Origin of the sequence: Shinella oryzae (assembly GCF_023038235.1) — a bacterium.
GTDB classification, from domain to species: domain Bacteria; phylum Pseudomonadota; class Alphaproteobacteria; order Rhizobiales; family Rhizobiaceae; genus Shinella; species Shinella sumterensis.
The window spans coordinates 2,579,435-2,602,371 of the sequence record NZ_CP081987.1 but is presented as its reverse complement, the minus strand read 5'-3'; the positions used below and the strand labels follow the sequence as shown (position 1 = coordinate 2,602,371).

The 22,937-nt window shown below is 63.4% G+C and carries 25 protein-coding genes; 4 read left to right on the top strand and 21 right to left on the bottom strand.

Annotation, left to right across the window (positions count from 1 at the left end):
• Nucleotide 1: 1 nt before the first annotated feature.
• The 5 genes from K6301_RS12700 to K6301_RS12680 form a co-directional block, all read right to left on the bottom strand.
• Nucleotides 2-724 carry an ABC transporter ATP-binding protein gene (locus tag K6301_RS12700; RefSeq protein ID WP_134646193.1) on the bottom strand — a complete coding sequence of 241 codons (723 nt, stop codon included), beginning with the start codon at nt 722-724 and terminating at the stop codon, nt 2-4.
• A 3-nt stretch (nt 725-727) separates the two neighbouring features.
• Entirely contained in the window at nt 728-1,510 is a 783-nt protein-coding gene (locus tag K6301_RS12695) for an ABC transporter ATP-binding protein (RefSeq protein ID WP_247217404.1), read from the bottom strand.
• Nucleotides 1,507-2,478 (bottom strand): branched-chain amino acid ABC transporter permease, encoded by a 972-nt coding sequence (locus K6301_RS12690; RefSeq protein WP_247217402.1) that lies wholly within the window; start codon nt 2,476-2,478, stop codon nt 1,507-1,509. Before K6301_RS12690 ends, K6301_RS12695 begins: the two co-directional genes overlap by 4 nt.
• 4 nt (nt 2,479-2,482) lie before the next feature.
• Complete coding sequence (locus K6301_RS12685) at nt 2,483-3,352, bottom strand: branched-chain amino acid ABC transporter permease (RefSeq protein ID WP_247217399.1); 870 nt, start codon at nt 3,350-3,352, stop codon at nt 2,483-2,485.
• Between the two features lie 93 nt (nt 3,353-3,445).
• Complete coding sequence (locus tag K6301_RS12680; protein WP_246665749.1) at nt 3,446-4,633, bottom strand: ABC transporter substrate-binding protein; 1,188 nt, start codon at nt 4,631-4,633, stop codon at nt 3,446-3,448.
• 222 nt (nt 4,634-4,855) lie between these two features.
• On the opposite strand from K6301_RS12680, the gene K6301_RS12675 reads away from it, so the two are divergent.
• A complete protein-coding gene (locus K6301_RS12675) occupies nt 4,856-5,563 on the top strand; it encodes a GntR family transcriptional regulator (protein ID WP_247217397.1) in 708 nt (235 codons plus the stop codon).
• 29 nt (nt 5,564-5,592) lie between these two features.
• On the opposite strand, the gene treY is transcribed toward K6301_RS12675, so the two are convergent.
• From treY to treZ, 3 genes are all read right to left on the bottom strand, one after another.
• Complete coding sequence (gene treY / locus K6301_RS12670; protein ID WP_247217395.1) at nt 5,593-8,196, bottom strand: malto-oligosyltrehalose synthase; 2,604 nt, start codon at nt 8,194-8,196, stop codon at nt 5,593-5,595.
• A gap of 77 nt (nt 8,197-8,273) precedes the next feature.
• Nucleotides 8,274-8,645: a CBS domain-containing protein gene (locus K6301_RS12665; protein ID WP_247217393.1), complete on the bottom strand. Its 372-nt coding sequence runs from the start codon at nt 8,643-8,645 to the stop codon at nt 8,274-8,276.
• A 62-nt stretch (nt 8,646-8,707) separates the two neighbouring features.
• Entirely contained in the window at nt 8,708-10,480 is a 1,773-nt protein-coding gene (gene treZ / locus K6301_RS12660) for a malto-oligosyltrehalose trehalohydrolase (protein ID WP_425475341.1), read from the bottom strand.
• A 212-nt stretch (nt 10,481-10,692) separates the two neighbouring features.
• Here treZ and glgX point away from each other — a divergent pair, with 212 nt between their 5' ends.
• Nucleotides 10,693-12,774 (top strand): glycogen debranching protein GlgX, encoded by a 2,082-nt coding sequence (gene glgX / locus K6301_RS12655; RefSeq protein ID WP_247217390.1) that lies wholly within the window; start codon nt 10,693-10,695, stop codon nt 12,772-12,774.
• Nucleotides 12,775-12,854: 80 nt separating this feature from the next.
• Here the strand turns inward: glgX and K6301_RS12650 are convergent, their stop codons facing one another.
• The 4 genes from K6301_RS12650 to K6301_RS12635 all read right to left on the bottom strand — a co-directional run bounded on the left by K6301_RS12650 (nt 12,855) and on the right by K6301_RS12635 (nt 14,084).
• Entirely contained in the window at nt 12,855-13,127 is a 273-nt protein-coding gene (locus K6301_RS12650; protein ID WP_247217388.1) for a DUF2934 domain-containing protein, read from the bottom strand.
• Between the two features lie 82 nt (nt 13,128-13,209).
• Nucleotides 13,210-13,470 (bottom strand): DUF982 domain-containing protein, encoded by a 261-nt coding sequence (locus K6301_RS12645; protein WP_343298944.1) that lies wholly within the window; start codon nt 13,468-13,470, stop codon nt 13,210-13,212.
• 2 nt (nt 13,471-13,472) lie between these two features.
• Nucleotides 13,473-13,865, bottom strand: coding sequence for a CBS domain-containing protein (locus tag K6301_RS12640; protein WP_247217383.1), 393 nt, complete (start codon nt 13,863-13,865; stop codon nt 13,473-13,475).
• A 12-nt stretch (nt 13,866-13,877) separates the two neighbouring features.
• On the bottom strand, nt 13,878-14,084 hold the full coding sequence (locus tag K6301_RS12635; protein WP_134646171.1) for a hypothetical protein: 207 nt from the start codon (nt 14,082-14,084) through the stop codon (nt 13,878-13,880).
• A 131-nt stretch (nt 14,085-14,215) separates the two neighbouring features.
• On the opposite strand from K6301_RS12635, the gene K6301_RS12630 reads away from it, so the two are divergent.
• Nucleotides 14,216-14,998, top strand: a complete 783-nt coding sequence (locus K6301_RS12630; RefSeq protein WP_247217381.1) for an SDR family oxidoreductase — start codon at nt 14,216-14,218, stop codon at nt 14,996-14,998.
• 12 nt (nt 14,999-15,010) lie between these two features.
• Here the strand turns inward: K6301_RS12630 and K6301_RS12625 are convergent, their stop codons facing one another.
• Nucleotides 15,011-15,859, bottom strand: coding sequence for a LysR family transcriptional regulator (locus tag K6301_RS12625; RefSeq protein ID WP_247217379.1), 849 nt, complete (start codon nt 15,857-15,859; stop codon nt 15,011-15,013).
• A 131-nt stretch (nt 15,860-15,990) separates the two neighbouring features.
• On the opposite strand from K6301_RS12625, the gene K6301_RS12620 reads away from it, so the two are divergent.
• Nucleotides 15,991-17,178, top strand: coding sequence for a cyanate transporter (locus tag K6301_RS12620; protein WP_247217377.1), 1,188 nt, complete (start codon nt 15,991-15,993; stop codon nt 17,176-17,178).
• A gap of 46 nt (nt 17,179-17,224) precedes the next feature.
• On the opposite strand, the gene K6301_RS12615 is transcribed toward K6301_RS12620, so the two are convergent.
• The 8 genes from K6301_RS12615 to thiO form a co-directional block, all read right to left on the bottom strand.
• A complete protein-coding gene (locus tag K6301_RS12615) occupies nt 17,225-18,061 on the bottom strand; it encodes a bifunctional allantoicase/(S)-ureidoglycine aminohydrolase (protein ID WP_247217374.1) in 837 nt (278 codons plus the stop codon).
• Between the two features lie 72 nt (nt 18,062-18,133).
• Nucleotides 18,134-18,724 carry an ankyrin repeat domain-containing protein gene (locus K6301_RS12610; protein WP_247220605.1) on the bottom strand — a complete coding sequence of 197 codons (591 nt, stop codon included), beginning with the start codon at nt 18,722-18,724 and terminating at the stop codon, nt 18,134-18,136.
• Nucleotides 18,725-18,986: 262 nt separating this feature from the next.
• A complete protein-coding gene (locus tag K6301_RS12605) occupies nt 18,987-19,433 on the bottom strand; it encodes a pseudoazurin (protein WP_247217372.1) in 447 nt (148 codons plus the stop codon).
• A gap of 134 nt (nt 19,434-19,567) precedes the next feature.
• Nucleotides 19,568-20,275 (bottom strand): fumarylacetoacetate hydrolase family protein, encoded by a 708-nt coding sequence (locus K6301_RS12600; protein WP_425475398.1) that lies wholly within the window; start codon nt 20,273-20,275, stop codon nt 19,568-19,570.
• Between the two features lie 109 nt (nt 20,276-20,384).
• On the bottom strand, nt 20,385-20,990 hold the full coding sequence (locus K6301_RS12595; RefSeq protein ID WP_247217371.1) for a thiamine phosphate synthase: 606 nt from the start codon (nt 20,988-20,990) through the stop codon (nt 20,385-20,387).
• Nucleotides 20,987-21,760, bottom strand: a complete 774-nt coding sequence (locus K6301_RS12590; protein WP_247217370.1) for a thiazole synthase — start codon at nt 21,758-21,760, stop codon at nt 20,987-20,989. Before K6301_RS12590 ends, K6301_RS12595 begins: the two co-directional genes overlap by 4 nt.
• Before the next feature lies 1 nt (nt 21,761).
• On the bottom strand, nt 21,762-21,959 hold the full coding sequence (gene thiS / locus K6301_RS12585; RefSeq protein WP_160872604.1) for a sulfur carrier protein ThiS: 198 nt from the start codon (nt 21,957-21,959) through the stop codon (nt 21,762-21,764).
• Nucleotides 21,956-22,936 (bottom strand): glycine oxidase ThiO, encoded by a 981-nt coding sequence (gene thiO / locus K6301_RS12580; RefSeq protein WP_247217369.1) that lies wholly within the window; start codon nt 22,934-22,936, stop codon nt 21,956-21,958. The genes thiS and thiO overlap by 4 nt, the downstream gene beginning before the upstream one ends.
• Between the last annotated feature and the right edge of the window lies 1 nt (nt 22,937).

Here is a 22,937-nt window from a genome sequence, read left to right as displayed (position 1 = left end):
GTCAGAGTTCGCCTCCGAGGTAGGCAGCCTTGATGCGATCGTCGTTCATCAGTTCCCTGGAATTGCCTGACAGCGCGATGGATCCGGTGGAAAGCGCGTAGGCGCGATTGGAGATGGACAGCGCCATGCGGCTGTTCTGCTCGACGAGGAGGATGGAAACCTTCTCGTCGCGGCTGATCGCGACGATGGCGCGCGCGATATCCTGCACGAGCTTCGGGGCGATACCGAGCGACGGTTCGTCCAGAAGCAGGAGCTTGGGGCGGGCCATCAGGGCGCGGCCGATCACCATCATCTGCTGCTCGCCGCCGGACATGGTGCTGGCCTGCTGGTGATACCGTTCGCGCAACCGCGGAAACCGCGTCAGCACGCTTTCCAGGGTCTGTTCGATCTCGGCCTTGTCGGTGCGGGTAAAGGCACCCATCAGGAGATTGTCCTTTACCGACATCAGCGGAAAGGCGCGGCGGCCTTCCGGCACCATGGAAATGCCCCGGCGGACGATGTCCGACGCCGATGCGCCATCGAGCCGTTCGCCCTGGTAGAGGATCCGCCCGGACTTGAGGGGCCGAAGCCCGGTGATTGCCCGCAGGATCGAGGACTTGCCCGCACCGTTCGCGCCGATCAGCGCGACGGTCTCGCCTTCGGCCACATCGATGGACACGCCTTTCAGCGCATAGATGTGGTCGTAATAGAGTTCGATGTTCTCAACGCTCAATATGTTCGTCATGGCTTACATCCCGATCGCCGCATCTTCGGAGCCGAGATAGGCCTCGATGACCTGCTCGTTCTCCCGGATTTCCTGGGGCGTGCCTTCGGCGATCTTCTGGCCGAAATTGATGCACACGATCCGGTCGCTGATCTTCATGACCGCAGGCATGTCGTGCTCCACGAGCAGCACGGTGACGCCGCGTTCGTCGCGCAGGCGCCGCACGAGCGCGACCATCTTCATGGTCTCGTCGTGGTTCATGCCGGCGAAGGGTTCATCCAGCAGGATGACCTTCGGATCGGTGGCAAGGCCGATGGCCATGCCGAGTGCGCGCAGATGCCCCTGCGGCAGGTTGGAGGCGAGTTCGTTGCGGATGGCCTGAAGGCCGAGGAAGTCGACGATGTCGTCGGCCGAGGCTGCGAAGGCTTCCTCGTCTTCCTTCGCCTGTTTCGTGCCGAGGAAGAAGCCGAGGAGGCTCGCCTTCGAACGCAGGTGGTGGGAAACGATGATGTTTTCGCGCACCGTCATCGAGCGGAAGATCGTCGTTTCCTGGAAGGTCCGCACGACGCCCATGCGGGCCACCTTGTGCGGGGCGAGGCTCGATATGCGCTCGCCGTTGAAGATGACCTCGCCCGATGTCGCCGGCACGAAGGAGGAGATCAGCTTGAACAGCGTCGACTTGCCGGCGCCGTTCGGGCCGATCACCGAGAGGATCTCGCCCTTGTTGACGTGGAAGGAGACGTCGTTGACCGCCGTCAGGCCTCCGTAGCGCTTGGTGATGTTGCGGATTTGCAGGATCGGGCTCATGCGCGGCCCTCCTTCTTGTCGAGAAGGCTGAGCACACCGTTCGGCAGGACCAGCATGAGCAGGATCATGATGCCGGAATAGATGAGAAGCTGGTATTCGCGGGCGATCGACAGCAGGTCCCAGCCGAAATAGAGCAGCAGCGTTCCGAGCATCGGGCCGAAGACATAGCCCAGGCCGCCGAGGAAGCAGTAGAGCATGAAGTTCACGCTGTCCGCGACCACGAAAGAAGATGGGTAGATCGACTGGGCGATGGAGGCGAACATGGCGCCCGCGATGCCGCCGAAGAACGACGAGATCGCATAGGCGAGCACCCGGAGATAGGCAGTGTTGACGCCGATGGACGCCGAGAGTTCCTCGTTCTGCTGAAGGCTGCGGCAGAGATGGCCAAGCCTGGAGTTCACGATGCGCCAGAGCACCAGATAGGTGACGATCATCAGCACGACGGCCATGATGTAGAAGCCGAAACGTGGATTGGCGAGCGAGCCGAAGGCCGGGATGATCGTGATGCCGAAGAGCGAGAACTCGCCCGGCAGCGGAATGGAGGTGATGCCCTTGGCGCCGTTGGTGATCGGCAGAGCAAGCGCCGTGAGCCGCGCGACCTCGGTCAGCACCAGCGTCACCATGGCGAAGTAGACGCCGCGGAGGCGCAGGATCGGTAGGCCGATCAGGACCGAGATCAGCGCGCAGAACAGGCCGGCCAGCGGCAATGTCAGCCAGAACGAGACACCGGTCTGTGTGACGAGGATGGTCGAGACATAGCCGCCCACCAGCGCATAGGCGCCCTGGCCGATATTGATGCGGCCGATATAGAAGGTCAGCCAGACACCGGCGGCACCGACGGAGAGAAGGGCGACGGAGGTAAGAGTATAGTAGAAATCCGACCGTCCGGTCGCCTTGATGATGAGCGGCACCAGCACGAAGACGGCGAGAAGGAAGGCGGCGAAGCCGAGGAGTTTTTTCACGTTCATGGTCTCAACCCCACGGCTTGCCCATCAGCCCCTGCGGGCGGACGGCCAGGAACACCATCAGCGTGGCGAAGATGACGAGATAGGTGATGTCGCCATAGGCCGAGAGCACGGTCAGGCCCACGCTTTCCATCATGCCGAGGATGAAGCCGCCGGCGATCGCGCCCGAAATGACGCCGGCGCCGCCGATCATGATCATGAGGAAGGCCTTGACGGACGTCGGCCCGCCCATGCCGAGATTGACGCCGGTGATGGTGACGAGCAGACCGCCGACGAGACCGGCGAGCATGGCGCCGAGCGCAAAGCCGATCATGGAATAGCGCGCGACATTCACGCCCATGAGCTGGGCGGCCATCTTGTCCTGCGCCAGGGCACGCATGGCGCGGCCGGTGCGCGAATAGTTCATGAAGGCGATGAAGACGACGATCAGCAGGATGGCGAGGACGCCGATCAGGATGCGGTCGTAGGGCATGATGATGCGCATGTCCCAGTTGAATACGCCGTTGACGATCTTCGGCACGCCGCGCTGCTTTTCGCCGAAGGCGAGCAGGATGACGGCATCGAGGAAGAAGGCGATGCCGGCCGCAAGCAACATGGTCGATTCATCGCGCTTGGAGCGTCGTATGACCGGCGCGAAAAGGAATTTCTCGATGGCGGCGCCCAGAATTGCCAGCACGATGGCCGACGCGAAGAGGCCGACGACGAAGGGCAGGCCGAGCTGCACCACGACCGTATAGGTGACGAAGCCGCCGAAGACATACATCTGCCCATGGGCAAAGTTCAGCACGTTCATCAGCGAGAAGATCAGGGTCAGGCCGAGGGCGATCAGCGCGTATTGCGCGCCCAGGTACAGACCGTTGGCGATTATCTGTTCCATCGTGAGCCTCCAATGGAAGGTTCAGGCAAGGTGGGACCCGGCCGGACTGCGCGTGCGCTCCGGGTCCCGTTCTTGGGAATGCCTGGGCTCTGATCAGTCGACCTGGCCGACGAACAGCGTTTCGAACTTGCCGCCCTTGAATTCGTTGACGACGAGGGGAACGGAAACCTGACGCTTCTGGCCGAAGGAGGTCATGCCGACATATTTCAGCTTGGCGTCGCCCTTCATGAAGGGGTTGGCGGCCTCGAACGTGTCCATGGTCTTCTTGTATTCCTCGACATTGTCGATGGCCGCCGGGTTCGCCTTCAGCGTTTCGATGATGTATTCGAGGGCATAGACCTTGGTGTTGGACTCGTCGTTGTATTCGCCGAACATCTTGGTGTAGCGGTCGACGAATTCCTTCATCGTGTCGCTGGCGAGTTCCGGCGTGGATGCGCCGCCGACCGAGATGAAGCCTTCGGCAAGCTCGCCGGCACCTTCCTGCAGAACCGTGGCATCCTGCCCCGTCTCCGTGGAAATGAAGCCGGTATAGCCCAGCTCGCGGGCGGAACGGATGAGCTGCGGCGCGTTGGCGGGCGAGACGCCCGAGAGCACGAGCAGGTCCGGCGAAGCCTGGATGACGGGCAGAAGGACCGGCGTGAAGTCCGTCGTATCCACCTGGTATGTCACGTTGCCGGACACCACTTCGAGGCCCAGCGCCTGCGCGGCGGCAATGCCGGATTCACGCTGGCTGAGCGGATCGGACTCGTTGGCGGCGACGAAGGCCACCTTCTTCACTCCCTTGTTTTCCTTAAGATATTTGTAGATCGCCGGGCCGGACTGGTAGTTCGCCACCATGCCGAGGATCGCATTGGACGCCGGCGCGGTGAAGAGTTCCTTGGGGAAGGCGTAGGGGAAATACATGATGCCGTTCTGCTCGGCGACCGGGCGAACGGCGGCCGCGCCGTCATCGACGTTCGGGCCGACGACATAGTGCACGCCGTCCTGCGCCATCTTCTCCATGCCGGCGATGGCGCGCTTCGGGTCCTTCTGGTCGTCAAAGGGCACGATCTGGATGTTGTAGGTCTTGTCGCCGATCTTTACGCCGCCGAGTTCGTTCAGCCAGGCGGCACGCGTCTCCATTGAGCGCTGGTTGGAGATACCCCAGGCCGCAGCCGGGCCGGAGGTGACGCCGACGAAGCCGATCTTCAAGGTGGCGTTCTCGGCATGGGCCATCAGCGGCATCGACAGGACGGTCGCTGCGGCGAGGGCGGAAAATTTCAGGAATGTACGCTTGTGCATGATGTTCTTCCTCTGGGCCATTGATTATTTTCTATCGGCAAGCGGGCCGCAAACGGCGGTCATGCTCAGCCTTGGCCCGATCATTGAGCGTATTGTTAACAATCTTGTCAAGTGGGTGTAAACAAATCATGCGATGCCGTGTTGACGAAATGGACGCTTGTTGGTGAACCAAATCGGACCTATTTAGAGATATGCGATCCCGAGGCGCATGAGGTGAAATCGGTGGTGAATGTAGACAGGGACGACCTGGTCGAAGCGGACGAGATCGACGAGGGCGATATCGTCGATCGCATTTTCGAAGCGGTGATCGAGCAGCGATTGCCCCCGGGAACGAAGCTTTCCGAGTCCGCGCTGTGCGAGGCGTTCGGTGTCGGACGCATGCGCATTCGCCGCAGTCTGCTTCTGCTCGCAAGCCGCGAAGTCGTGGAACTGCACGCTAATCGCGGCGCCTTCGTCGCCTCGCCGACCGCCGAGCAGGCGCGCGAGGTGTTCGAGGCGCGCCTGGCGCTGGAGCCCAACATCGCCCGCCTCGCCGTTCAGCGTGCGACGGACGAGGATATCGCGCAACTCAACCGGCATCTTGAAATGGAATATGTCGCCCACAAGGAGCGGCACCGGCATGATGCCATCCGCCTGTCCGGCCAGTTTCATACCCTGATGGCGCAGATCGCCGGCAACGCCGTTCTCCTGCGTACGATGAAGGAACTGGTGACGCGGACGTCGCTGATCATTGGAATCTTCGGAGCGCCCGGCGTCAGCAACTGTCGCGACGACGACCACGCGGCCATTGTCGGGTCTTTCCACACGCGGGATGCCGAAAAGGCGGCGTGGATGATGACGCTGCATCTGCGCCATATCGAAAGCCATCTTCAGCTCGGCTCGCCCGAGACGGGCGCGGTGGATCTCGTCCAGCTCTTCGCCAAGGGCTGACCTGCTCGGCGCCCGGCTATTGCGTGATGCTACGCGGAGACCAAAAGCGCGACCGGATCCGTACGGAAGATGTCCGAAAGCGGCAACGCGCTGCCCAGTGTCAGGGTTCGGTCATCCAGGACGGAGCGGACTGTGCGGCCTTCGAATGCGGGCGGAATCGCAAGCGATATATCGCGGATCGCAGCCTCTGAGAGACACAGTGTTCCCGCACTCATCTTTCCGAAAGCGAGGCGCGGTACCACGGTGATGGCAAAGGCGTGCGTGTTTCCGCGCAGGAATGCCAGGGCTTGATGCCCGCCGTCCGAGAGCTCGAGTGCTTCGTAGGGGCCGTGAAAGACCTCTGCAAACTGCCCGCGGCAGCCAAGCACCTTGGCCGTCAGCCATTGTTTGTAATCGGCGAAATGCGCTCGCGTCGGGGCCGGCCTTGAGGGTATGCGCAGGGGCTCCGTCGCAAGCGTCGTCCGGTTGTCGGGATCGACCAGCGAGAAATCGCTGCGTTCGCTTCCCTGATAGATATCGGGAACACCCGGAGCCGTCAGCTTGACCAGGGTCTGGGCGAGCGCGTTCGACAGGCCCGCATCGATGAAGGGCGAAAGCGTCCGGATGAAATCCTCGATGAATGTCGTGTCCGACAGCACGTTCTCCACGTATCCGGCGACGCTGGCCTCATAGTCGAGATCCGGCTCGCTCCAGTTCGTCTGCAGCTTCGCCTCGCGCAGCGCCTTCTCGACATAGGCCTTCATGCGTTCCGGCAGCGCCGCCATCGCGGCGCGGTCATCGCGTCCATCGATCGGCCATGTGCCGGCAAGAGCCTGATAGATCAGCCATTGTATATCGGCTGCGGGTTCTATCCCTTCGTGTTGCGGGAGGGCGCGCCAGCGCTGCGTCGCCGCCACCCATTCTTCGGGTGCCTCGCTCAATGTATAGAGGCGTGCGCGCGCATCTTCGCCGCGTTTCGTGTCATGCGTGGAGGTCGCGGAGAGGCCGAGCGGCCAGTTCCCGGCACGATCCTGCATCGCTGCGTGGAATGCGGCCGGTCCCCCCGGAGGGTGTCCCGGATCGCCGCCCACCTCGTTGAGGGCGATAAGGGCATTCTCGCGGTAGAACAGGGTGTCCTCGAGCGCCTTGGCCATGATCGGCCCGGTCAATTGCTGGAAACGGGTGCGGAATTCGATGCAGTCCGGTATCTTTTCGCAGGTCTTCTCATCGGTCAGCAGTTCCCAGATGAGGTCGATCGCCTCGCGCACTTCCGGGCGTACGCGCACCTGTGCTTCGCACCGCGCCGTCGCCAGGATGTCATGATCGCGTGGATCGATGCTTCGCCCGGATGCGAGATAGGTGCGATAGACCGGCAGGGCGATGATCAGCGCGCAGATCGCCTCGGTCAGCGCGCTCCGCGAGAAATCGGCGTTCAAACGGTCGGCCACGCGCTTGGAAAGTCTGCCGAGACGGCGCACTTCGCCGCGGAAATTGTCGGCCAGCATCTGCCGCTTGCAGGCATACATCTCATCCGAATAGGCGTGCCGGTCGTCATCGTTCTTCAGTGTGTTGAACGCTACGGCCAGTCGCCCGTCTTCCTTCTCGTCGGCAAAGGCGTCGGCCAGCGCCGTGATGAATTCGTAGCCCGTCGTGCCGGCTATCGGCCAGTCGGAGGGGAGGGGCTCCTGCCGTTCCAGAATTTTCTCGACCAGGATGATGACGTCAGGTCCGACTTCCGCGCGCAGACGTTCGAGATAACCCTGCGGATCCGCAAGGCCGTCGATATGGTCGATCCGCAAACCATCGACCGTGCCGTCGCGAACGAGGTCCAGGATGAGGCGGTGGCTGTCCTCGAAGACCCTGTTGTCCTCGACGCGCAGGCCGGCAAGGCCGGCGATCTCGAAGAATCGCCGGTAGCTGAGGTTCTCGCTCGCCGTCTTCCAGTTCACCAGCCGCCACGGCTGTGCATCGTGGACGGCGGCGATGCGGGCGGGGTCGGATGCGATGTCCGCCAGCTGCGCCTCAAGCTTGGCGCGTGCGGAGCCGGATGCGAGGGCGTCGGAAAGGATCGCTCGCCCCTGCGGGTCGGTAGAAGGTGTAGCGCTGGTGAAAAATGCCTCGGCTGCGTCCAGCACATGCGGGTAGGTATTGGGATGAAGAGGGTAGTAGCTGTCGTGATAGCGAAGTGCCAGAGCGTTGCAACCGGGCTCCAGCGCGAGCGTTATCGTTCCATCCGCCAATTCCTCGGCGAAGTCCTTGCCGAGGAAGGGGAGGGTGAGTTTCTCCGTCCAGTCGATATCGAAGTGGTGCGCGAAGGGGCTTTCCGAGCCCCAGAGGACAAGGCTGCGCCACCAGGGATTCTCCAGGCTTGCGGCCATGTGGTTCGGCACGATGTCGAGGATCAGGCCCATGTCATGTGCATGAAGTTCGGCCGCGAGCTGCCGCAGGGCTTCGATACCGCCAAGTGTGGGATCGATTTCATCCACCCGCGTGGCGTCATAGCCATGGGTGGAGCCGCTGACCGCCGTCATCAAGGGAGATGCATAAAGGTGGCTGATGCCGAGCGAACGGAGATAGGGCACGAGCCGGACGGCTTTGCCAAGGGTCATGCCGTTGCGGAACTGGAGGCGATAGGTCGAGAGAAGGCGGGTCATGCTGTCCTTGATCGCCGGATTGGAACGCCGGATGGGCGGCCTGAAACGCGTGCAGGTCCGCTTGGTTCCGTCCGCTTCTAGAGGCCGTGCCGGGCGAAATCCGTCTGCGAAACGACGCCGACCAACCGGTTCTGCCGGTCGAGAACGGCAATCCGGCGCAGATGCAGCGCCTGCATGTTGGCCAATACGGTACGGGCCGACTCGTCATCGAAACAGTAGGTGATATCCGTCGTCATAATGTCGGAGACGAGCGTGGCTTCGGCATTCAAGCCGGGGGCGACGGCCCTCAGGATCACATCCCGATCGGTCAACGTGCCCACGAGGCCGCTTGCATCGACCACCGGCAGAAAGGCGACATCGCGTTCCGCCATGATACTCGCGGCAGACTGCAACGTTTCCTCCGGCCGGACGAGGTGGATGTGACGACTCATGATCTCATGGATCTGCATGGCGGCCTCGTGCTCGAATTCCCGATGTAAACAGATCAACCGGGGGTTTGGTTCCCGATCTGTCACGTCGGGCGGATCGAAACGGCAATGGAAGGACCGGCGTCACCAACAGCCGGAATTTCGAAAACCGTCTCGCCTGACGAGGATGGCCAGTTCCGTTTTTCGTTCGTGAAGTTCGCGCGAATGGAGAGGGTTTTTTCGGCAAAGTGCCAGTCTATCGCCAGAGTTCCAGGGTCTGGAGCGAGGATGGACGGTTCAGGCGCTTCGCCCTCGGCGAGCAGCGGCCTGATCTTTGCCTGCCGAAGCCGGATGAGAGAACGTACGAACGCTCCGTGCCGCTGCCCCTCCGGCGATGCGGCATGGCTCCAGTCGAGCTTGGACGCGAGGAAGGTCTGCTCGTCGTTCGGATCCGGCAGGTCGTCTGCCGTCTTTCCATCGGGAAGGCCGCCGAAATTCTCGGCTTCGTCGATACGGCCCGCCCGTGTCGCTTCGGCAAGTTCGCCATCGAAATCCGCAAAGAAGTGGAATGGGCGGCGCTCGCCGAACTCCTCGCCCATAAAGAGCAGCGGCACGGGCGGAGCCAGAAACAGGAGCGCGCTCATGACCCGGTAGAGCGCGGGATCGGTCAGCGTCAGCAGGCGCTCGCCAAAGGCGCGGTTGCCGACCTGGTCGTGGTTTTGCAGGAAATTGACGTTGACCTGCTGCGGCAGCGGCTTTTGCGGCAGCGGGCCGACGCGGTCGCTTTCCTGATCCTCCGAGACAAAGCCCCGGGCCGTTGCCCGGCGCAGCACATCATCGGTGTCGTCACGATATTTGGCATAGTGGCCGCCGTCTTCCCCGGTGGCGATGATGTGCAGCGCGTGGTGGAACACGTCGTTCCAGGCGGCCGTGTAATGATGGACATCGCCGCCGTCACGGTTCAGCAGGCTCTTGCGTTTCGCCTGGTCCTCGACGACGAGATGGACCTGCCGGTCGGTCACGGTCTGCCGGATGGTGGCGGCCATTTCGAGCAGCACATGATGGTGGCTTTCATCGACGATCTCCTCGGTGGCGTCGAAGCGCAGGCCGTCGAAGCGATAATCGAGCAGCCAATGTAGCGCGTTGTCGATGAAATAGCGCCGTACCGGTTCCCGTTCGAAGGCGAGTGCCGCGCCCCAGGGCGTGTGGCGTTCGGGGTGGAAGAAGGGGGGCGCGATGCGGTGCAGCATGTTTCCGACCGGACCGAAGTGATTATAGACCACGTCGAGCAGCACCATGATGCCATGGTCGTGCGCCGCATCGACCAACGCTTTCAGGTCATCGGGCGTGCCATAGGCCGGATGCGGGGCGTAATGCAGCACGCCGTCATAGCCCCAGCCGCGCTGGCCCGAGAAATGGGCGACCGGCATGATTTCGATGGCCGTAATGCCGATATCGTGCAGGTGCGGCAGGTGTTCGATGGCCGCGCGAAAGGTGCCCTGCGGCGTGAACGTGCCGATATGAAGTTCGTAGATGACGGCATCTTCCCAAGGCCGTCCTTTCCAGCCGGTGTTGCGCCAGGCGTAGCTTTCGTGATCCGTGACGATCGAGGGGCCTTCAACATCGGCCAGCTGCGCGTGGGACGCCGGATCGGCGATTTCGCTGTCGTCCGCCAGGCGGTAAAGATAGGGGGAGCCGGGCCTGACAAGGTCGGTCTCGACTTCGTGCCATCCATCCGCCTGTGCGTGCATGGCGATTTCATGTCCGCCTGCAATGAGCGTGACCCTATCCTCGGCCGGTGCCCATAGCCGAAACCTTACATGACCATCCTCCATCATGCTCGGCCCCCAGGTTCGTCGCGTCGGTGATGGTGACATCGCAGCCTTCCTTTCGTTTCAGGGCAGGGCTGCAACCGGGGCCGGCCTTAAAGGTTCCGGAACAATCTCGCTCTTTTCGCGTTGCACCATCGCTCTTTCGACTGCCTCCAGCAGAACCGCACACGAGCATATTTAAACTTCCTCGGGACTTCGCGCTGGGCGGCACCTGACTCCCCCGCGATGCCGCCGGCCGAATGAAGGGGACACACGACATGAGTTATTCGTTTTCCGAGCTCGATTTCATGAAACCGGAGCTCGGGGCCGCCTTTACGGGCGAGGGCACACATTTCGCGGTGTTCTCCGCCCATGCGGAACAGGTCGAGCTTTGCCTTTTCAGCGATGATGGGAAGGAGGAGACCGCGCGTCTGGCACTGCCGAAGCGTGAGGGTGATGTGTGGTCCGGTTATATTGCGGGGCTTCGGCCCGGCACGGTCTACGGTTACCGGGCCCACGGGCCCTATGATCCGAAGGCCGGGCATCGTTTTAACCCCAACAAGCTGCTGCTCGATCCCTATGCCCAGCAGGTGATGGGAGAACTCCAGTGGGACGATGCCCTCTACGGCTACAAGGTCGGCGATCCCCAGGAGGATCTGTCCTTCGATGACCGCGACAGCGCGCCCTTCATGGTCAAGGGCGTGGTGCAGGATCTGGAATTCGACTGGGCCGGGGATTCCGCCATTCGCCGGCCATGGACCGAGACCATCATCTACGAAACGCATGTGCGCGGGCTGACGATGACCCATCCGGGTGTTCCGGACGAGCTGCGCGGCACCTTCCTCGGCATGGCGAGCGATCCCGTCATCGAGCATCTCGTCGACCTCGGCATTTCTGCAATCGAGCTGCTGCCGATACAGTATTTCCCCGATGACCGGTTCCTCCTGGAAAAAGGCCTGCGCAATTATTGGGGCTACCAGACGCTCGGGTTCTTCGCCCCGCAGCCGCGCTTCCTTTCGGCAGGTGCGGTCACCGAATTCAAGACCATGGTGAAACGCTTCCATGCAGCCGGCATCGAGGTGATCATGGACGTGGTCTACAACCACACGGCCGAGGGTTCCGAGCGGGGGCCGACCCTGAGCTTCCGCGGCCTCGACAATCTCAGCTACTATCGTCTCTCGCCCGACGATCCGCGTCACTCCTACGATACGACGGGCACGGGCAATACGGTCAACATCGCGCATCCCATGGTGCTGCGCATGGTGCTGGACAGCCTGCGCTACTGGGTCGGCGTGATGCATGTCGACGGTTTCCGGTTCGACCTCGCCAGCACGCTCGGCCGTACACGGCACATCGAATTCGACCGCGAAGGGACCTTCTTCGATGCAATCCGGCAGGATCCGATCCTGTCAGGCGTGAAACTGATCGCGGAACCCTGGGATGTCGGTGACGGCGGCTATCAGGTTGGCGGCTTTCCCCATCCGTTCCGCGAATGGAACGACAAGTACCGCGACGACGTCCGCCGCTTCTGGAAGGGCGACGGCGGACTGGTGCCAGGCGTCGCCGCACGCCTTACCGGATCTGCGCAGCAGTTCAATCATTCCGACCGCGGTGCAACGACGTCAGTCAATCTTCTCAGCGCTCATGACGGTTTCACCCTTATGGACACGGTTTCCTATGACGACAAGCACAATGATGCCAATGGCGAGGAAAACCGCGACGGCCATTCCGACAATCACTCGCACAATATGGGCGCGGAAGGCCCTACGGACGATCAGGGTATCCGGGACGCACGCGATCGCCGCCGGCGCAACATGATCGCGACGCTGATGCTCAGCCAGGGCGTGCCGATGCTGCTTGGCGGTGATGAACTCGGCAACAGCCAGGGCGGCAACAACAACGCCTATTGCCAGGACAACGAAATCGGCTGGACCGACTGGAGCGGCGTGGACGATCCCTTTCTCGCATTCTGCAAGGGCGCGATCGCCTTCCGCAAGGCTCATCCCGTCCTGCGGCAGGAGCGGTTCCTGACCGGTGAACCCGGCGAAGATGGTACCGTCGAGATCGGCTGGTACCGTCCGGACGGGGCGGCCATGGACGACGCCGCATGGCAGGATGGTGAGCTGCGCACGCTCGGGCTCTTCCTTTGCAAGTCTGTCGACGATGAGCGCGCCGACCAGCTCTTCCTGGTCTTCAATGCGGGTGGAGACTGCGAGGTCACCCTGCCTGATGTGAACGGGATTCAGGCGTGGAAGCGTGTGCTGGACACCGGAGCGGCGGAGGAAGGCTTTGCTGAGCATCCCGCCGAAAGCCCCGCCATAGTCTATGGCGCCAGCGTCGTCGCCTTCGAACCTGCCTGATCGCGCATTTTAGAAGAGGCATAAGAAAAACACCGACTGGGTTTCCCGCAGTCGGTGTTTTTGCTTGAGAGGCCGTTCAGTTAGACGACGTTGCCGCGGCCGATGGTGGACTTGGATTTCTTCGGCGGGGTGGGTGATGTGTTCCGGGTGACGTTGATGGCGTTTCGGGTCGCATCATCCACTTCGCCCGATCCGGTCTTCTTGAGATGATGCGGCAGAGCGATGCGCTCGAGTTCATCGCGCTCCCGGGTCGCCTGTTCCCAGTGCTCCTGATCGTGGCCATGCTGGCGGCCATGCTGTTCCCACAGGCTGTAGGCACGCTTGTTGATCCATTCCTGACGTTCTTCGTTCACGAACTTGTCCCTTCGGATGGCGGTGATTTTTATTATGCCATCTTCAGTCTATTGCGGATTATGCCTCCGCCTCACTGCGTCATTATGTCGTCGTCCAGGAATTGACCCGGAAGCCCGCCTCCTTTGCTGCCTCGATCAGGGCTTGCCGGGCGAGTGAGGGGTCGTCATCGGTCTCCAGACCCCGTTCGCACGCGCTCATGGCCTGGGAAACCGCATCGGTGCGGTCCACCGGCCAATGATTCTTGAGGCACAGCAGCGCGTCGCGCGTGCTCTGGACACGCAGCACCTGCCTTTCGCCTTCGAGCACCACGGCTTCGTCCCACAGGCGGTCGGTGGGGAAGATCGTCATTGCCATTTCTCCTTCCCGGCTCCACCCGCTGACAGATCGACAAGGCTCACGATGCCGACCACGCGGTGGTCCGCGTTCACCACCACGAGTCGTCGCACGCCGCGCTCACGCATACGCTCGGCAACGGTGTCGGTGTCGTCCCGTTCATCGCAAACCTCGGGTGAAACCGTCATGAATTCCGCAATCGTGGTCGAGGTGGACAAACCGCGTGCGAGGACGGACACAACGATGTCGCGATCCGTGATGATGCCGACAATGGCGCCGACACCGGGAACCTCGACGGGCAGCGCCCCCACATCGGTTTCAAGCATCAACCGGGCCGCCGACTGCGCGGTGTCGCTGGGCGAGACCGTGACGATCTGCGCGGACATGACGTCCTGTACCTGCATCTGCCGGCCCTCTCAGTGACGTCCGCTGATGAGGCTTTTTCCCGTCACCATGGCGGGGACGACGACTTCGTCCTTTTCCGGACGGGCAAGCGGCATGTCGGAGCGATGTGGCATCATGACCTGCGGCTCAAGCGCATTGCGCCTTGCATAAGCCTTGCGGGGGTCCGCCTCGCGATCAACTTCGGGTTTGCGGGCGAGCGGCTTCTTTTTCTGACGCACGGTGCACTCCTGCTGAAGGTTGATTACGGACCCTAACGCTACGGGTACGGCTTGGTTCCGCGATAATTTCGGGAACCCACACGCCCGCGAGACATTGTGATCGTTAGCGCGCATTTTGGAAAGGAACAGCCATGCTCTTTGCCGACAAGGTCGCCTTGGTCACCGGCGGTGGATCCGGAATCGGCAGGGCATCCGCCCATGCCTTTGCCCGTCACGGCGCCAGCGTCGGCATTCTCGGGCGAACCGCCGATGAGATCGAGCATGTCGCGTCGGAAATCCGTGCGCTTGGCGGGTCGGCCTTGCCGCTCGTTGCGGATGTCAAGGATGAAGGCGCCATGCGTGAAGCAGTGGAAGCTCTCGCCGATATTTTTGGTGGGGTGGATATCGTCGTCGCCAATGCGGGTGTGAATGGTGTCTGGGCGCCGGTGGACGACCTGAAGCCGGCCGAGTGGGATGAAACCATCGCCATCAATCTGCGCGGCACCTTCTTGACGCTCCATTTGACGGTACCCTATCTGAGGAAGGCTGCCGAAGGTGCGATCATCGTCGTCTCCTCGATCAACGGGACCCGTACGTTCACGACGCCCGGTGCGCTTGCCTATTCTGCGACCAAGGCTGCGCAGCTCGCCATGGTGCAGCAGCTGGCGCTCGAACTCGGCAAGGACGGTGTCCGCGTCAATGCCGTCTGTCCCGGCGCAATCGAAACCAGCATCGATGAAAACACGGAGCAGCGGGGGGCTGGAACGTCGGGCATTCCCGTCATCTGGCCGGAAGGCGATATCCCCGTTTCGCACGGCAAGCCGGGAACGGCGGATGATGTCGCTGATGCCATCCTGTTTCTCGCCTCGTCCAAGGCGCGCCATATCACCGGCACGCCCTTGTGGATCGATGGCGGGCAGGGCCTGCTGCGCTAGGCCTTTATCGTCTCACGGGCGTTGAAAGTGCCGCTTGAGAATATCGAGCACCTCGTGGGCAAGCTCGCCGACGATACCGGTGCGCTCCCATGCATAAAGTGACGCGACGACCGGTGGCTCGGGGCCGATATCGCCGACCTGCGCGACGCGCCATCCCTTCGTGGCATCGATTGGCAGGAGCGACAGGCCGAGCCCGGCTTCCACCGCCATCAGCACATTGCGCAGGCTGGCGGAGGTAAAGGCGACGTACCAGCGCCGGCTCTTCCGCTCCAGCCGTTCGAACATCGCGTCGCGATAGAGCCCGCCCGGCGGGAAGGTGACAAGCGGCACGGGGTCGGATTGCTCCAATGGCGCATCGCTTGCCGTGAACCAGGCGATGGGTTCCATGAAGCTCGCCCAGCTGTCCGGACTGGGCGTGTCTTCCTTCAGAACGACAATATCCAGTTCGCCGGAACGGTAACGTCGCGTCAGATCCGAGCGCAGGCCGGTCGTGACATCCAGGCGCGCTTCCTTGTGTCGCCGCGTGAAGGCGGCGAAAGCGCGGGCCATTTCAGGCGTCGCGATATCATCAGGCATGCCGATGCGCACGGACGTCGTTCCGGACATCTCCGCCGCCAGCGTCAGCGCCTCCGTCTGCAGCGTCAGGATGCGCCGGGCATGGCCGAGCAGGCGCTCGCCCGTGACGGTGAGGCGCACCGGGCGTGCGGTACGATCGACCAGAGGGCGCCCGACGGCGTCCTCGAGACGCGCGATCTGTTGGCTCATGGTCGACTGGGTCATGTGCAGCCGATCGGCCGCGGCGGTGAAGCTGCCGGAATCGGCGATGGCCACGAAGGCCCGGAGAAGGCGCGGATCGAGCATGGCATCTCCATCGCAATCGGGAATGATATCTATCTGAACATCTAATTTGCGCATGATTCAAGCGAATGATAGCGCTGTCCGATCGGCCGGAGATATTCCCCGGACATATCCATTCGCACGAGACACCGGACATGACGCAGCCACGCCCCGGACCCGATATCGCTATGCTGGTGCTGGTCATCCTGATCGGGCTCAATCTGCGGCCTTTTCTCGCTGCGCCGGCGCCGCTCCTTGCCGACATCGTCGCCGATACGGGGCTGGGCTACGGCGGTATCGCCATGCTCACCCTGCTTCCGATGGTGTTGATGGGGCTCGGCGCCTTCGCCGCGCCGGGGCTACAGGCGCGGATCGGAACGCGCCGTGGTCTGCTGGCTGCGCTCCTCGTTCTTCTTGCCGGCTCCGCGTTGCGTCTCGCCGCCCATGACGGTGTGTCCCTCATCCTGACCGCGGCGCTGTGCGGCATCGGGGTTGCCTTCATACAGGCGGCCTTTCCGGGTATCATCAAGGCGTCCTTCCCCGCCAGCGTGCCCGTGGTGACGGGCCTCTACTCAGCGATGATCATGACGGGCGGCGCCTTCGGGGCGCGCCTGATGCCGGCCTTCATGCAGGCGGGTTACAGCTGGCGGGCGGCGCTCGCCTGGCTTGCGGTACCGGTGGCGATCGCACTTGTTGCAGCCTGGCGCATCCTCCCGGACGTTCGCTCGCGCATGCCGGACGGCGCGCTCACGCAGCACCTGTTGAGACGGCCGCGCACCTGGCTGCTGATGGCGGCATTCGGCCTCATCAATGCCGGCTACACGTCGATGATCGCCTGGCTCTCGCCCTATTACCAGGCGCAGGGCTGGACGAGCGGCGACAGCAGCAGCCTCGTCGCGGTCATGGCCGTCTGTCAGGCTTTTGCCGCTTTGGGGCTTCCGGTGCTCGCACGCCGCAAGATCGATCGCCGCCCGTGGCTGTTTCTCACGATCGCATTGCAGGCCGTGGGTTTTGCCGGATTGTCGGCCTTTCCCGCGTTCGCGCCGGTGGTCTGGGCCGGCCTGTGCGGTGCAGGTCTCGGCGGCGGTTTCGCGCTCGCCATCGTTGCGGCGCTCGATCATCTGCCGCGCCCTGAACAGGCCGGTGCGCTGGCGGCGCTGATGCAGGGCGGCGGCTTTCTCGTCGCGGCGCTCGGGCCTTACGCCATGGCCGTGCTGCACGACCGGACGGGCGGGTTTGCCGCCGGCTGGGCGCTGCACCTCGGCTGCGTGCTGGTGACCGCCTTGCTCTACCTGCGGCTCGACCCGCGATCCTATCCGCAGGCCATGCCGTCGACGCCGTGAAAAACCCGCGCCGGGAATGGCGCGGGCTGGATCGGATCGGCAGATGTCAGCGGCGAAGGCCGCCGGGCCGGAGCGTCATATGGCGGTTGACGTCCTTGTAGAGGAGATAGCGGAACGGGCCGGGGCCGCCGGCGTAGCAGGCCTGCGGGCAGAAGGCGCGCAGCCACATGAAATCGCCTGCCTCGACCTCCACCCAGTCCTGATTGAGGCGATAGACCGCCTTGCCCTCCAGCACATAGAGGCCATGCTCCATGACGTGCGTTTCGGCAAAGGGGATGACGGCGCCCGGCTGAAGCGTGACGATCGTCACATGCATGTCGTGGCGCAGGTCCGAAGGGTCGACGAAGCGCGTCGTCGCCCAGGCACCGTTCGTGCCCGGCATGGCGTTGGGCGTGACGTCCTTGTCGTTCAGGATCAGCGGCTCGGGACGCGGCAGGCCTTCGACGGCGTCATAGGCCTTGCGGATCCAGTGGAAGCGGGCATGCGCGCCCGAGCGATTGTTCAGCGACCATTTCAGGCCCGGCGGCAGGAAGGCGTAGCCGCCCGGCTGGAGAACATGCGTGCCCGATGGCAGCGTCAGCTCCACCGCGCCATCGACGACGAACAGCACGCCCTCGGCCTCGGGGTCCTGTTCCGGCCGGTCGCTGCCGCCGCCCGGTGCCACTTCCATGATGTATTGCGAGAAGGTCTCGGCGAAGCCGGAGAGCGGGCGGGCGATGACCCAGAGCCGCGTGTCGTTCCAGAAAGGCAGGTAGCTGGTGACGATGTCCTGCATCACGCCCTTCGGGATCACCGCATAGGCCTCGGTGAACACGGCGCGCCCGGTCAGAAGGTCGCTTTGCGGCGGATGGCCGCCGAGGGAGGAATAATAGCTGCGTTGCATCGTCGTCTCAGGCCCTTGGTGTTGCGTGTTTTCAGTTTTGCCGCGGAATGGCTTCCGAGTCTCAAGCAGCAGTCACGTCGCGCCGGCGTTTTCCAGCAGCGCCACGATGGCGGCATAGCCGCGGCTGCGGGCATGGGCGAGCGGCGTCACGCTGTCATTGTCGGCAAGATCGACGTTCGCGCCAGCCTTGATCAGCAGGTCGACGATCTCGACATGGCGCTGGCCGCCATCGCTGAGGATGATCGCTTCCAGAAGCGCCGTCCAGCCAAGCCGGTTGACGTGGTCCACATCGACACCGGCCTTGATGAGCGTGTCGACCGTCTCGACATGGCCGCGTTCGGCGGCGGGGATGAGGGCGGTGCCGCCATAGCGGTTGATGCTCTTGAGGTCGGCGCCATGGGTCAGCGTCAGCTTGAGGATGTCGAGGTGACCGCGTGCGCCGGCATACAGATAGGGGCTGTCGCTGATCTCGTCCTTGGCGTTGACATCGGCCCCGGCCTCGATCAGTGCCCGCGCGGCCTCCACCTTGTTGCCGTGCGTCGCCACGAGCAGCGGCGTTGCGCCGTTCTCATCGCGCGCATCGATCTCCGCTCCTTCTTTCAGAAGCGTGGCGATTGCCGCGGCGTCGTTTGCGGCGGCAGCTTTGTGAAGGTCGGAGGTCATGACGTTTCCGGCGGCGAGAAGGGGATGGCAAAGCGCTGCAAGAAATAGCCACGCGAAGAGCAGGACGGATTTCAGCATGCGTGATCCCGTTGACGTATGGGCGGGAAAGCTAGCAGGCATGAGGGGCATTAGAAAATTAAATATATAAATCCCCATCATTCGCATCGTGAAAGTCCGAATGGCCGGTCGCTATCCCCTCATACGGAGAACCCGGCACGGATCGCTCCGCACCGGGCCCAGCCCCCGCCGCAAAGAAAGTCGTTCAGAGACCCGCCGCAGCGATTTCAGCATCCAGGCGTTCACGTGCCTTCTTGGGCAGCTTGCCGGTCTTGACCGCGTCGAGATTGGCCGGTGCGTCACCGACGACCACGAGACCAACCATGCCCATGCCGACATGCGGCGTGCACTTGACGCCATAGGCGCCGGCCTTGTCGAAGGTGACTTTGTAGGTCTCGTTCATCTTGCTCTTGAAGGCCGCGGCCCCCTGCGGGATCATGTCCTTGATCGTCTCGACATTGTGCCCCTTGTCCGTCGGGATGAAGGTGACCGTGTCCCCCGGCGCAACCTTCACGAAGGCCGGCTCGAACACCATGGCGCCCGCAGCCCCCTTGTTGAGCATGTGCACCTCGAAATCCGCCGCCGCTGCCGGAAGCGCCAACGCCAGGATGACCGCTGCCGCGCCGACGATGCTCTTTGCCATGATACGCACTGGAATTCTCCTTGATGACGAACGTCTCTCGTTCATGCGCAAGAGGTACCGCCGCACGGGATGGCCTTCTTTGACGTTGATCAAACAGGCGAGCGGTCCCGGGCGTGGCGTGCTGTCGCAGGAGATGCCTTTTGTCAGATGACCGTGACGACGATGTCGTCCAGTCCATCAATATGCGCAGCCATGACATCGCCCCTGCTGATCGCTCCGACACCGGCGGGCGTGCCAGAGAAAATGAGATCGCCGGGCTGGAGGGTGAAAAGCCGGGAGAGATAGGCGATCATGTCAGGCGTCTTCCAGATCATCTGGTTGAGGTTGCCATCCTGACGTGGCGCGCCGTTGATGGTGAGCCGAATGGCGCCCTCGGCGGGGTGGCCGATAACATCGACGGGATGGATGGGGCCGCAGGGCGCGGAATGCTCGAAGGCCTTAGCAACCTCCCACGGCCGACCATGCTTCTTGGCCTCCGCCTGTAGATCGCGGCGGGTCATGTCGAGACCGACGGCATAGCCGTAGACGCAATCAAGCGCGCGCTCGGGTGCAATGTCGCTACCGCCGCTTTTCAGCGCGATGACCAGTTCGATCTCATGGTGAACGTCATTGCTGGCGGCGGGATAGGGGAAGCCCTGTTCCGGGGCGACCAGCGTATCCGGGTTCTTCTGGAAGAAGAAGGGCGGCTCCTTGTCCGGGTCGTGCCCCATCTCGATGGCGTGGTCGGCGAAGTTGCGGCCGACGCAATAGATGCGGTGCACGGGAAAGCGCGCGGTACTCCCCTTTATCGGCAGGCTGGGCACCATCGCCGGGGTGAAGACATAGGTCGGCTGGTTTGCGCTGTCCTGCATGATCGTGGTCTCCTGCGTGCCCTTGGATCGTAACGTGCGGATGTTCGCCGCAACGGTCATGCCTGTAGCACGCCGACGCGCTGTCCCGCCAGTTCGCCAAAGGGTCCGGTCAGCGCCAGGTTGCGGTGCGCTCGATCCATTCATGCGTTCGCGCTTCGGGATCGGCGTTCAGCGTGATGTCGGTGACGACCGCCGCGATATCCGCGCCGTTCTCGAAGACCGCCGCAAGCCTGTCCGGGTTCAAGCCGCCGATGGCGACGAGCGGCATGGGCCCGATGCGCGCCTTCCACGTCTTCAGCCGTTCCACGCCCTGTGGCGCCCATTTCATCTTCTTGAGGATCGTCGGCCAGACAGGGCCCAGTGCGATATAATCCGGCTGTGCGGCAAGCGCGGTTTCCAGCTCCGCTTCGTCATGGCTCGACAGGCCGAGCTTCAAGCCGGCGGCGCGGATGGCCGTAATATCGGCATCGGCGAGGTCTTCCTGTCCGAGATGCACGAAGTCGCAGCCTTCCTCGATGGCGATCTGCCAGTAGTCGTTGATAACAAGCACGCAGCCGTGCCCGGCGCAGACGGTCTTGGCGCGGCGGATGTGCTGGCGGAGGTCGTCTTCCGACACGTCCTTCATGCGCAGCTGAACGAGCTTGACGCCGATGGGCACGAGGCGCTCGATCCAGTCGGCGCTGTCGACGATCAGGTAGAACGGATCGAGTTTCATGCGAAGACGGCCTTTCCGATGACGGGGGTGGAGGGAACCGCCATGTCGCGCGGCTCGAGCGGACGCGCCGCATGCGCCAGCCGCCCGGCCTCGAGGGCAAGCGCGAAGGCCTCGGCCATGGCGACCGGGTCACCGGCGTTCGCAACGGCGGTGTTGAGCAGGACGGCATCGTAACCGAGCTCCATCACGCTCGTTGCATGCGAGGGGCGGCCGATGCCGGCATCGACGATCAGCGGCACATCGGGGAATTGCGCGCGGAAGCTGCGCAGCGCCTGCGGATTGACCGGCCCCATGGCCGAGCCGATCGGCGCGCACCAGGGCATCAGCACACGGCAGCCGGCGTCCAGCAGTTTTTCCGCCACCACGAGATCGTCCGTCGTGTAGGGGAAAACCTGGAACCCTTCGGCCGTCAGGATGCGTGCCGCCTCGACGAGGCCGAAGACATCCGGCTGGAGCGTGTCGTGGTGGCCGATGACCTCCAGCTTGATCCAGTCGGTGCGGAACACGTCGCGCGCCATCTTCGCTGTCAGCACGGCCTCCTGCACGCTGTGGCATCCCGCCGTGTTGGGCAGAACGCGAACACCAAGCGCGCGGATCATCTTGAAGAACGCGCCGCCCGCCTTGCCGCCCGCCGTCTCGCGGCGCAGCGATACGGTGACGATCTCCGTCTTCGAGCGCCGCACGGCTTCGGCAAGAATAGCGGGCGAGGGATAGCGGGCCGTGCCCAGCAGAAGACGGGACTGGACGGTAACGTCGTAGAGCTTCAGCATGTCAGCCTCCCTGCATGGGGGAGAGGATCTCGATCCGGTCCCGCTCGCCGAGCGTGAAGGCGGCGCGATCCTCGCGGTGCACGAGCTCTCCGTTCACCGCTGTCGCAAGCCACTCTCCCTCGTATTCGAGGACATCGAGCAGGGCGGCGAGCGTCGTTGCCGCCACGTCCTGTTCCTCGCCGTTGATGATGAAGGTCATGATGCCAGCCTCTCCGGTTGCGGGGCTTCCGCCAGCAGGCGCCGGGCCACCTCGCCCGCCATGGCGGGCGCCAGCAGGAAGCCGTGGCGGTAAAAGCCGTTGACATGGATGGTATCGCCGAGCGCCGTGACGCGCGGCAGGTTATCAGGGTAGGCGGGGCGGATACCCGCGCCGGTCTCGGCCACGCGCGCCTCGCCGAAGGCGGGATGCAGTGCATAGGCGGCGTTCAGCAGTTCCATCATCGAGCGGGCCGTCACCGGGCCGGCATCATCCGTCTCGATCATGGTCGCGCCGACCATGAACCGGTTCTTATCGCGCGGCACGATGTAGATCGGGTGGCGCGGATGGAGGAGACGGACGGGACGGGAGAGGTTTATCTCTTCGGTCTCGAGATAAAGCATCTCACCGCGCACGCCGCGCAGCTCCGGCAACTGGCCGATGCGGGCTGCACCGGTGCAATCGACGATCCGGTCGAAAGCGCCCTTGTCCTTGCTGTCGCCAAAGAGGAAGCGCATGCGTGCCTCCTCAAGCGCGGCGGTCAGGCCGGAGAGCGCCCGACGCGGATCGAGATGCGCCTCCTCGCGGAAGAACAACGCCTTGCGGAACCGGCCGGCGAGATCCGGTTCGAGCGCGCCGATCGCCGCCTCGTCCAGCCATTCCCAGCCGGTGGTGCGCGAGGCGAAGCGGTCGAGTTCGCCCGTATCGCGCCCGCCTGCGACAACCAGCGTTCCGCAGCGCTGGACCTGTCCGGGCAGGGCGGCCTCCCACCAGTCGGCCGCCATTCGCCCGAGCGAGAGCACCGGTTCTTCGGCATTCTCGCGCTCGCACCACGGCGCCAGCATGCCGCCGGCAAAACCGGATGCGCCGGTGCCGACAGCGCCGGCCTTTTCCTGCACGGTGACGTCGAAGCCATGGCGGTAAAGCTGCCATGCGACGGTGAGGCCGGCGACGCCGGCCCCCTTGACCAGGATGCGCATG

Coding starts and splice junctions, on each gene's coding strand:
- glgX (WP_247217390.1), top strand. CDS start 10,693: ATGAGTTATTCGTTTTCCGAGCTCGATTTCATGAAACCGGAGCTCGGG.
- treZ (WP_425475341.1), bottom strand. CDS start 10,480: ATGTCACCATCACCGACGCGACGAACCTGGGGGCCGAGCATGATGGAG.
- treY (WP_247217395.1), bottom strand. CDS start 8,196: ATGACCCGCCTTCTCTCGACCTATCGCCTCCAGTTCCGCAACGGCATG.
- K6301_RS12610 (WP_247220605.1), bottom strand. CDS start 18,724: ATGACCTCCGACCTTCACAAAGCTGCCGCCGCAAACGACGCCGCGGCA.
- K6301_RS12700 (WP_134646193.1), bottom strand. CDS start 724: ATGACGAACATATTGAGCGTTGAGAACATCGAACTCTATTACGACCAC.
- K6301_RS12620 (WP_247217377.1), top strand. CDS start 15,991: ATGACGCAGCCACGCCCCGGACCCGATATCGCTATGCTGGTGCTGGTC.
- K6301_RS12630 (WP_247217381.1), top strand. CDS start 14,216: ATGCTCTTTGCCGACAAGGTCGCCTTGGTCACCGGCGGTGGATCCGGA.
- K6301_RS12615 (WP_247217374.1), bottom strand. CDS start 18,061: ATGCAACGCAGCTATTATTCCTCCCTCGGCGGCCATCCGCCGCAAAGC.
- thiO (WP_247217369.1), bottom strand. CDS start 22,936: ATGCGCATCCTGGTCAAGGGGGCCGGCGTCGCCGGCCTCACCGTCGCA.
- K6301_RS12600 (WP_425475398.1), bottom strand. CDS start 20,275: ATGCAGGACAGCGCAAACCAGCCGACCTATGTCTTCACCCCGGCGATG.
- K6301_RS12625 (WP_247217379.1), bottom strand. CDS start 15,859: ATGCTCGATCCGCGCCTTCTCCGGGCCTTCGTGGCCATCGCCGATTCC.
- K6301_RS12685 (WP_247217399.1), bottom strand. CDS start 3,352: ATGGAACAGATAATCGCCAACGGTCTGTACCTGGGCGCGCAATACGCG.
- thiS (WP_160872604.1), bottom strand. CDS start 21,959: ATGACCTTCATCATCAACGGCGAGGAACAGGACGTGGCGGCAACGACG.
- K6301_RS12680 (WP_246665749.1), bottom strand. CDS start 4,633: ATGCACAAGCGTACATTCCTGAAATTTTCCGCCCTCGCCGCAGCGACC.
- K6301_RS12590 (WP_247217370.1), bottom strand. CDS start 21,760: ATGCTGAAGCTCTACGACGTTACCGTCCAGTCCCGTCTTCTGCTGGGC.
- K6301_RS12595 (WP_247217371.1), bottom strand. CDS start 20,990: ATGAAACTCGATCCGTTCTACCTGATCGTCGACAGCGCCGACTGGATC.
- K6301_RS12640 (WP_247217383.1), bottom strand. CDS start 13,865: ATGCAGGTACAGGACGTCATGTCCGCGCAGATCGTCACGGTCTCGCCC.
- K6301_RS12690 (WP_247217402.1), bottom strand. CDS start 2,478: ATGAACGTGAAAAAACTCCTCGGCTTCGCCGCCTTCCTTCTCGCCGTC.
- K6301_RS12665 (WP_247217393.1), bottom strand. CDS start 8,645: ATGCAGATCCATGAGATCATGAGTCGTCACATCCACCTCGTCCGGCCG.
- K6301_RS12695 (WP_247217404.1), bottom strand. CDS start 1,510: ATGAGCCCGATCCTGCAAATCCGCAACATCACCAAGCGCTACGGAGGC.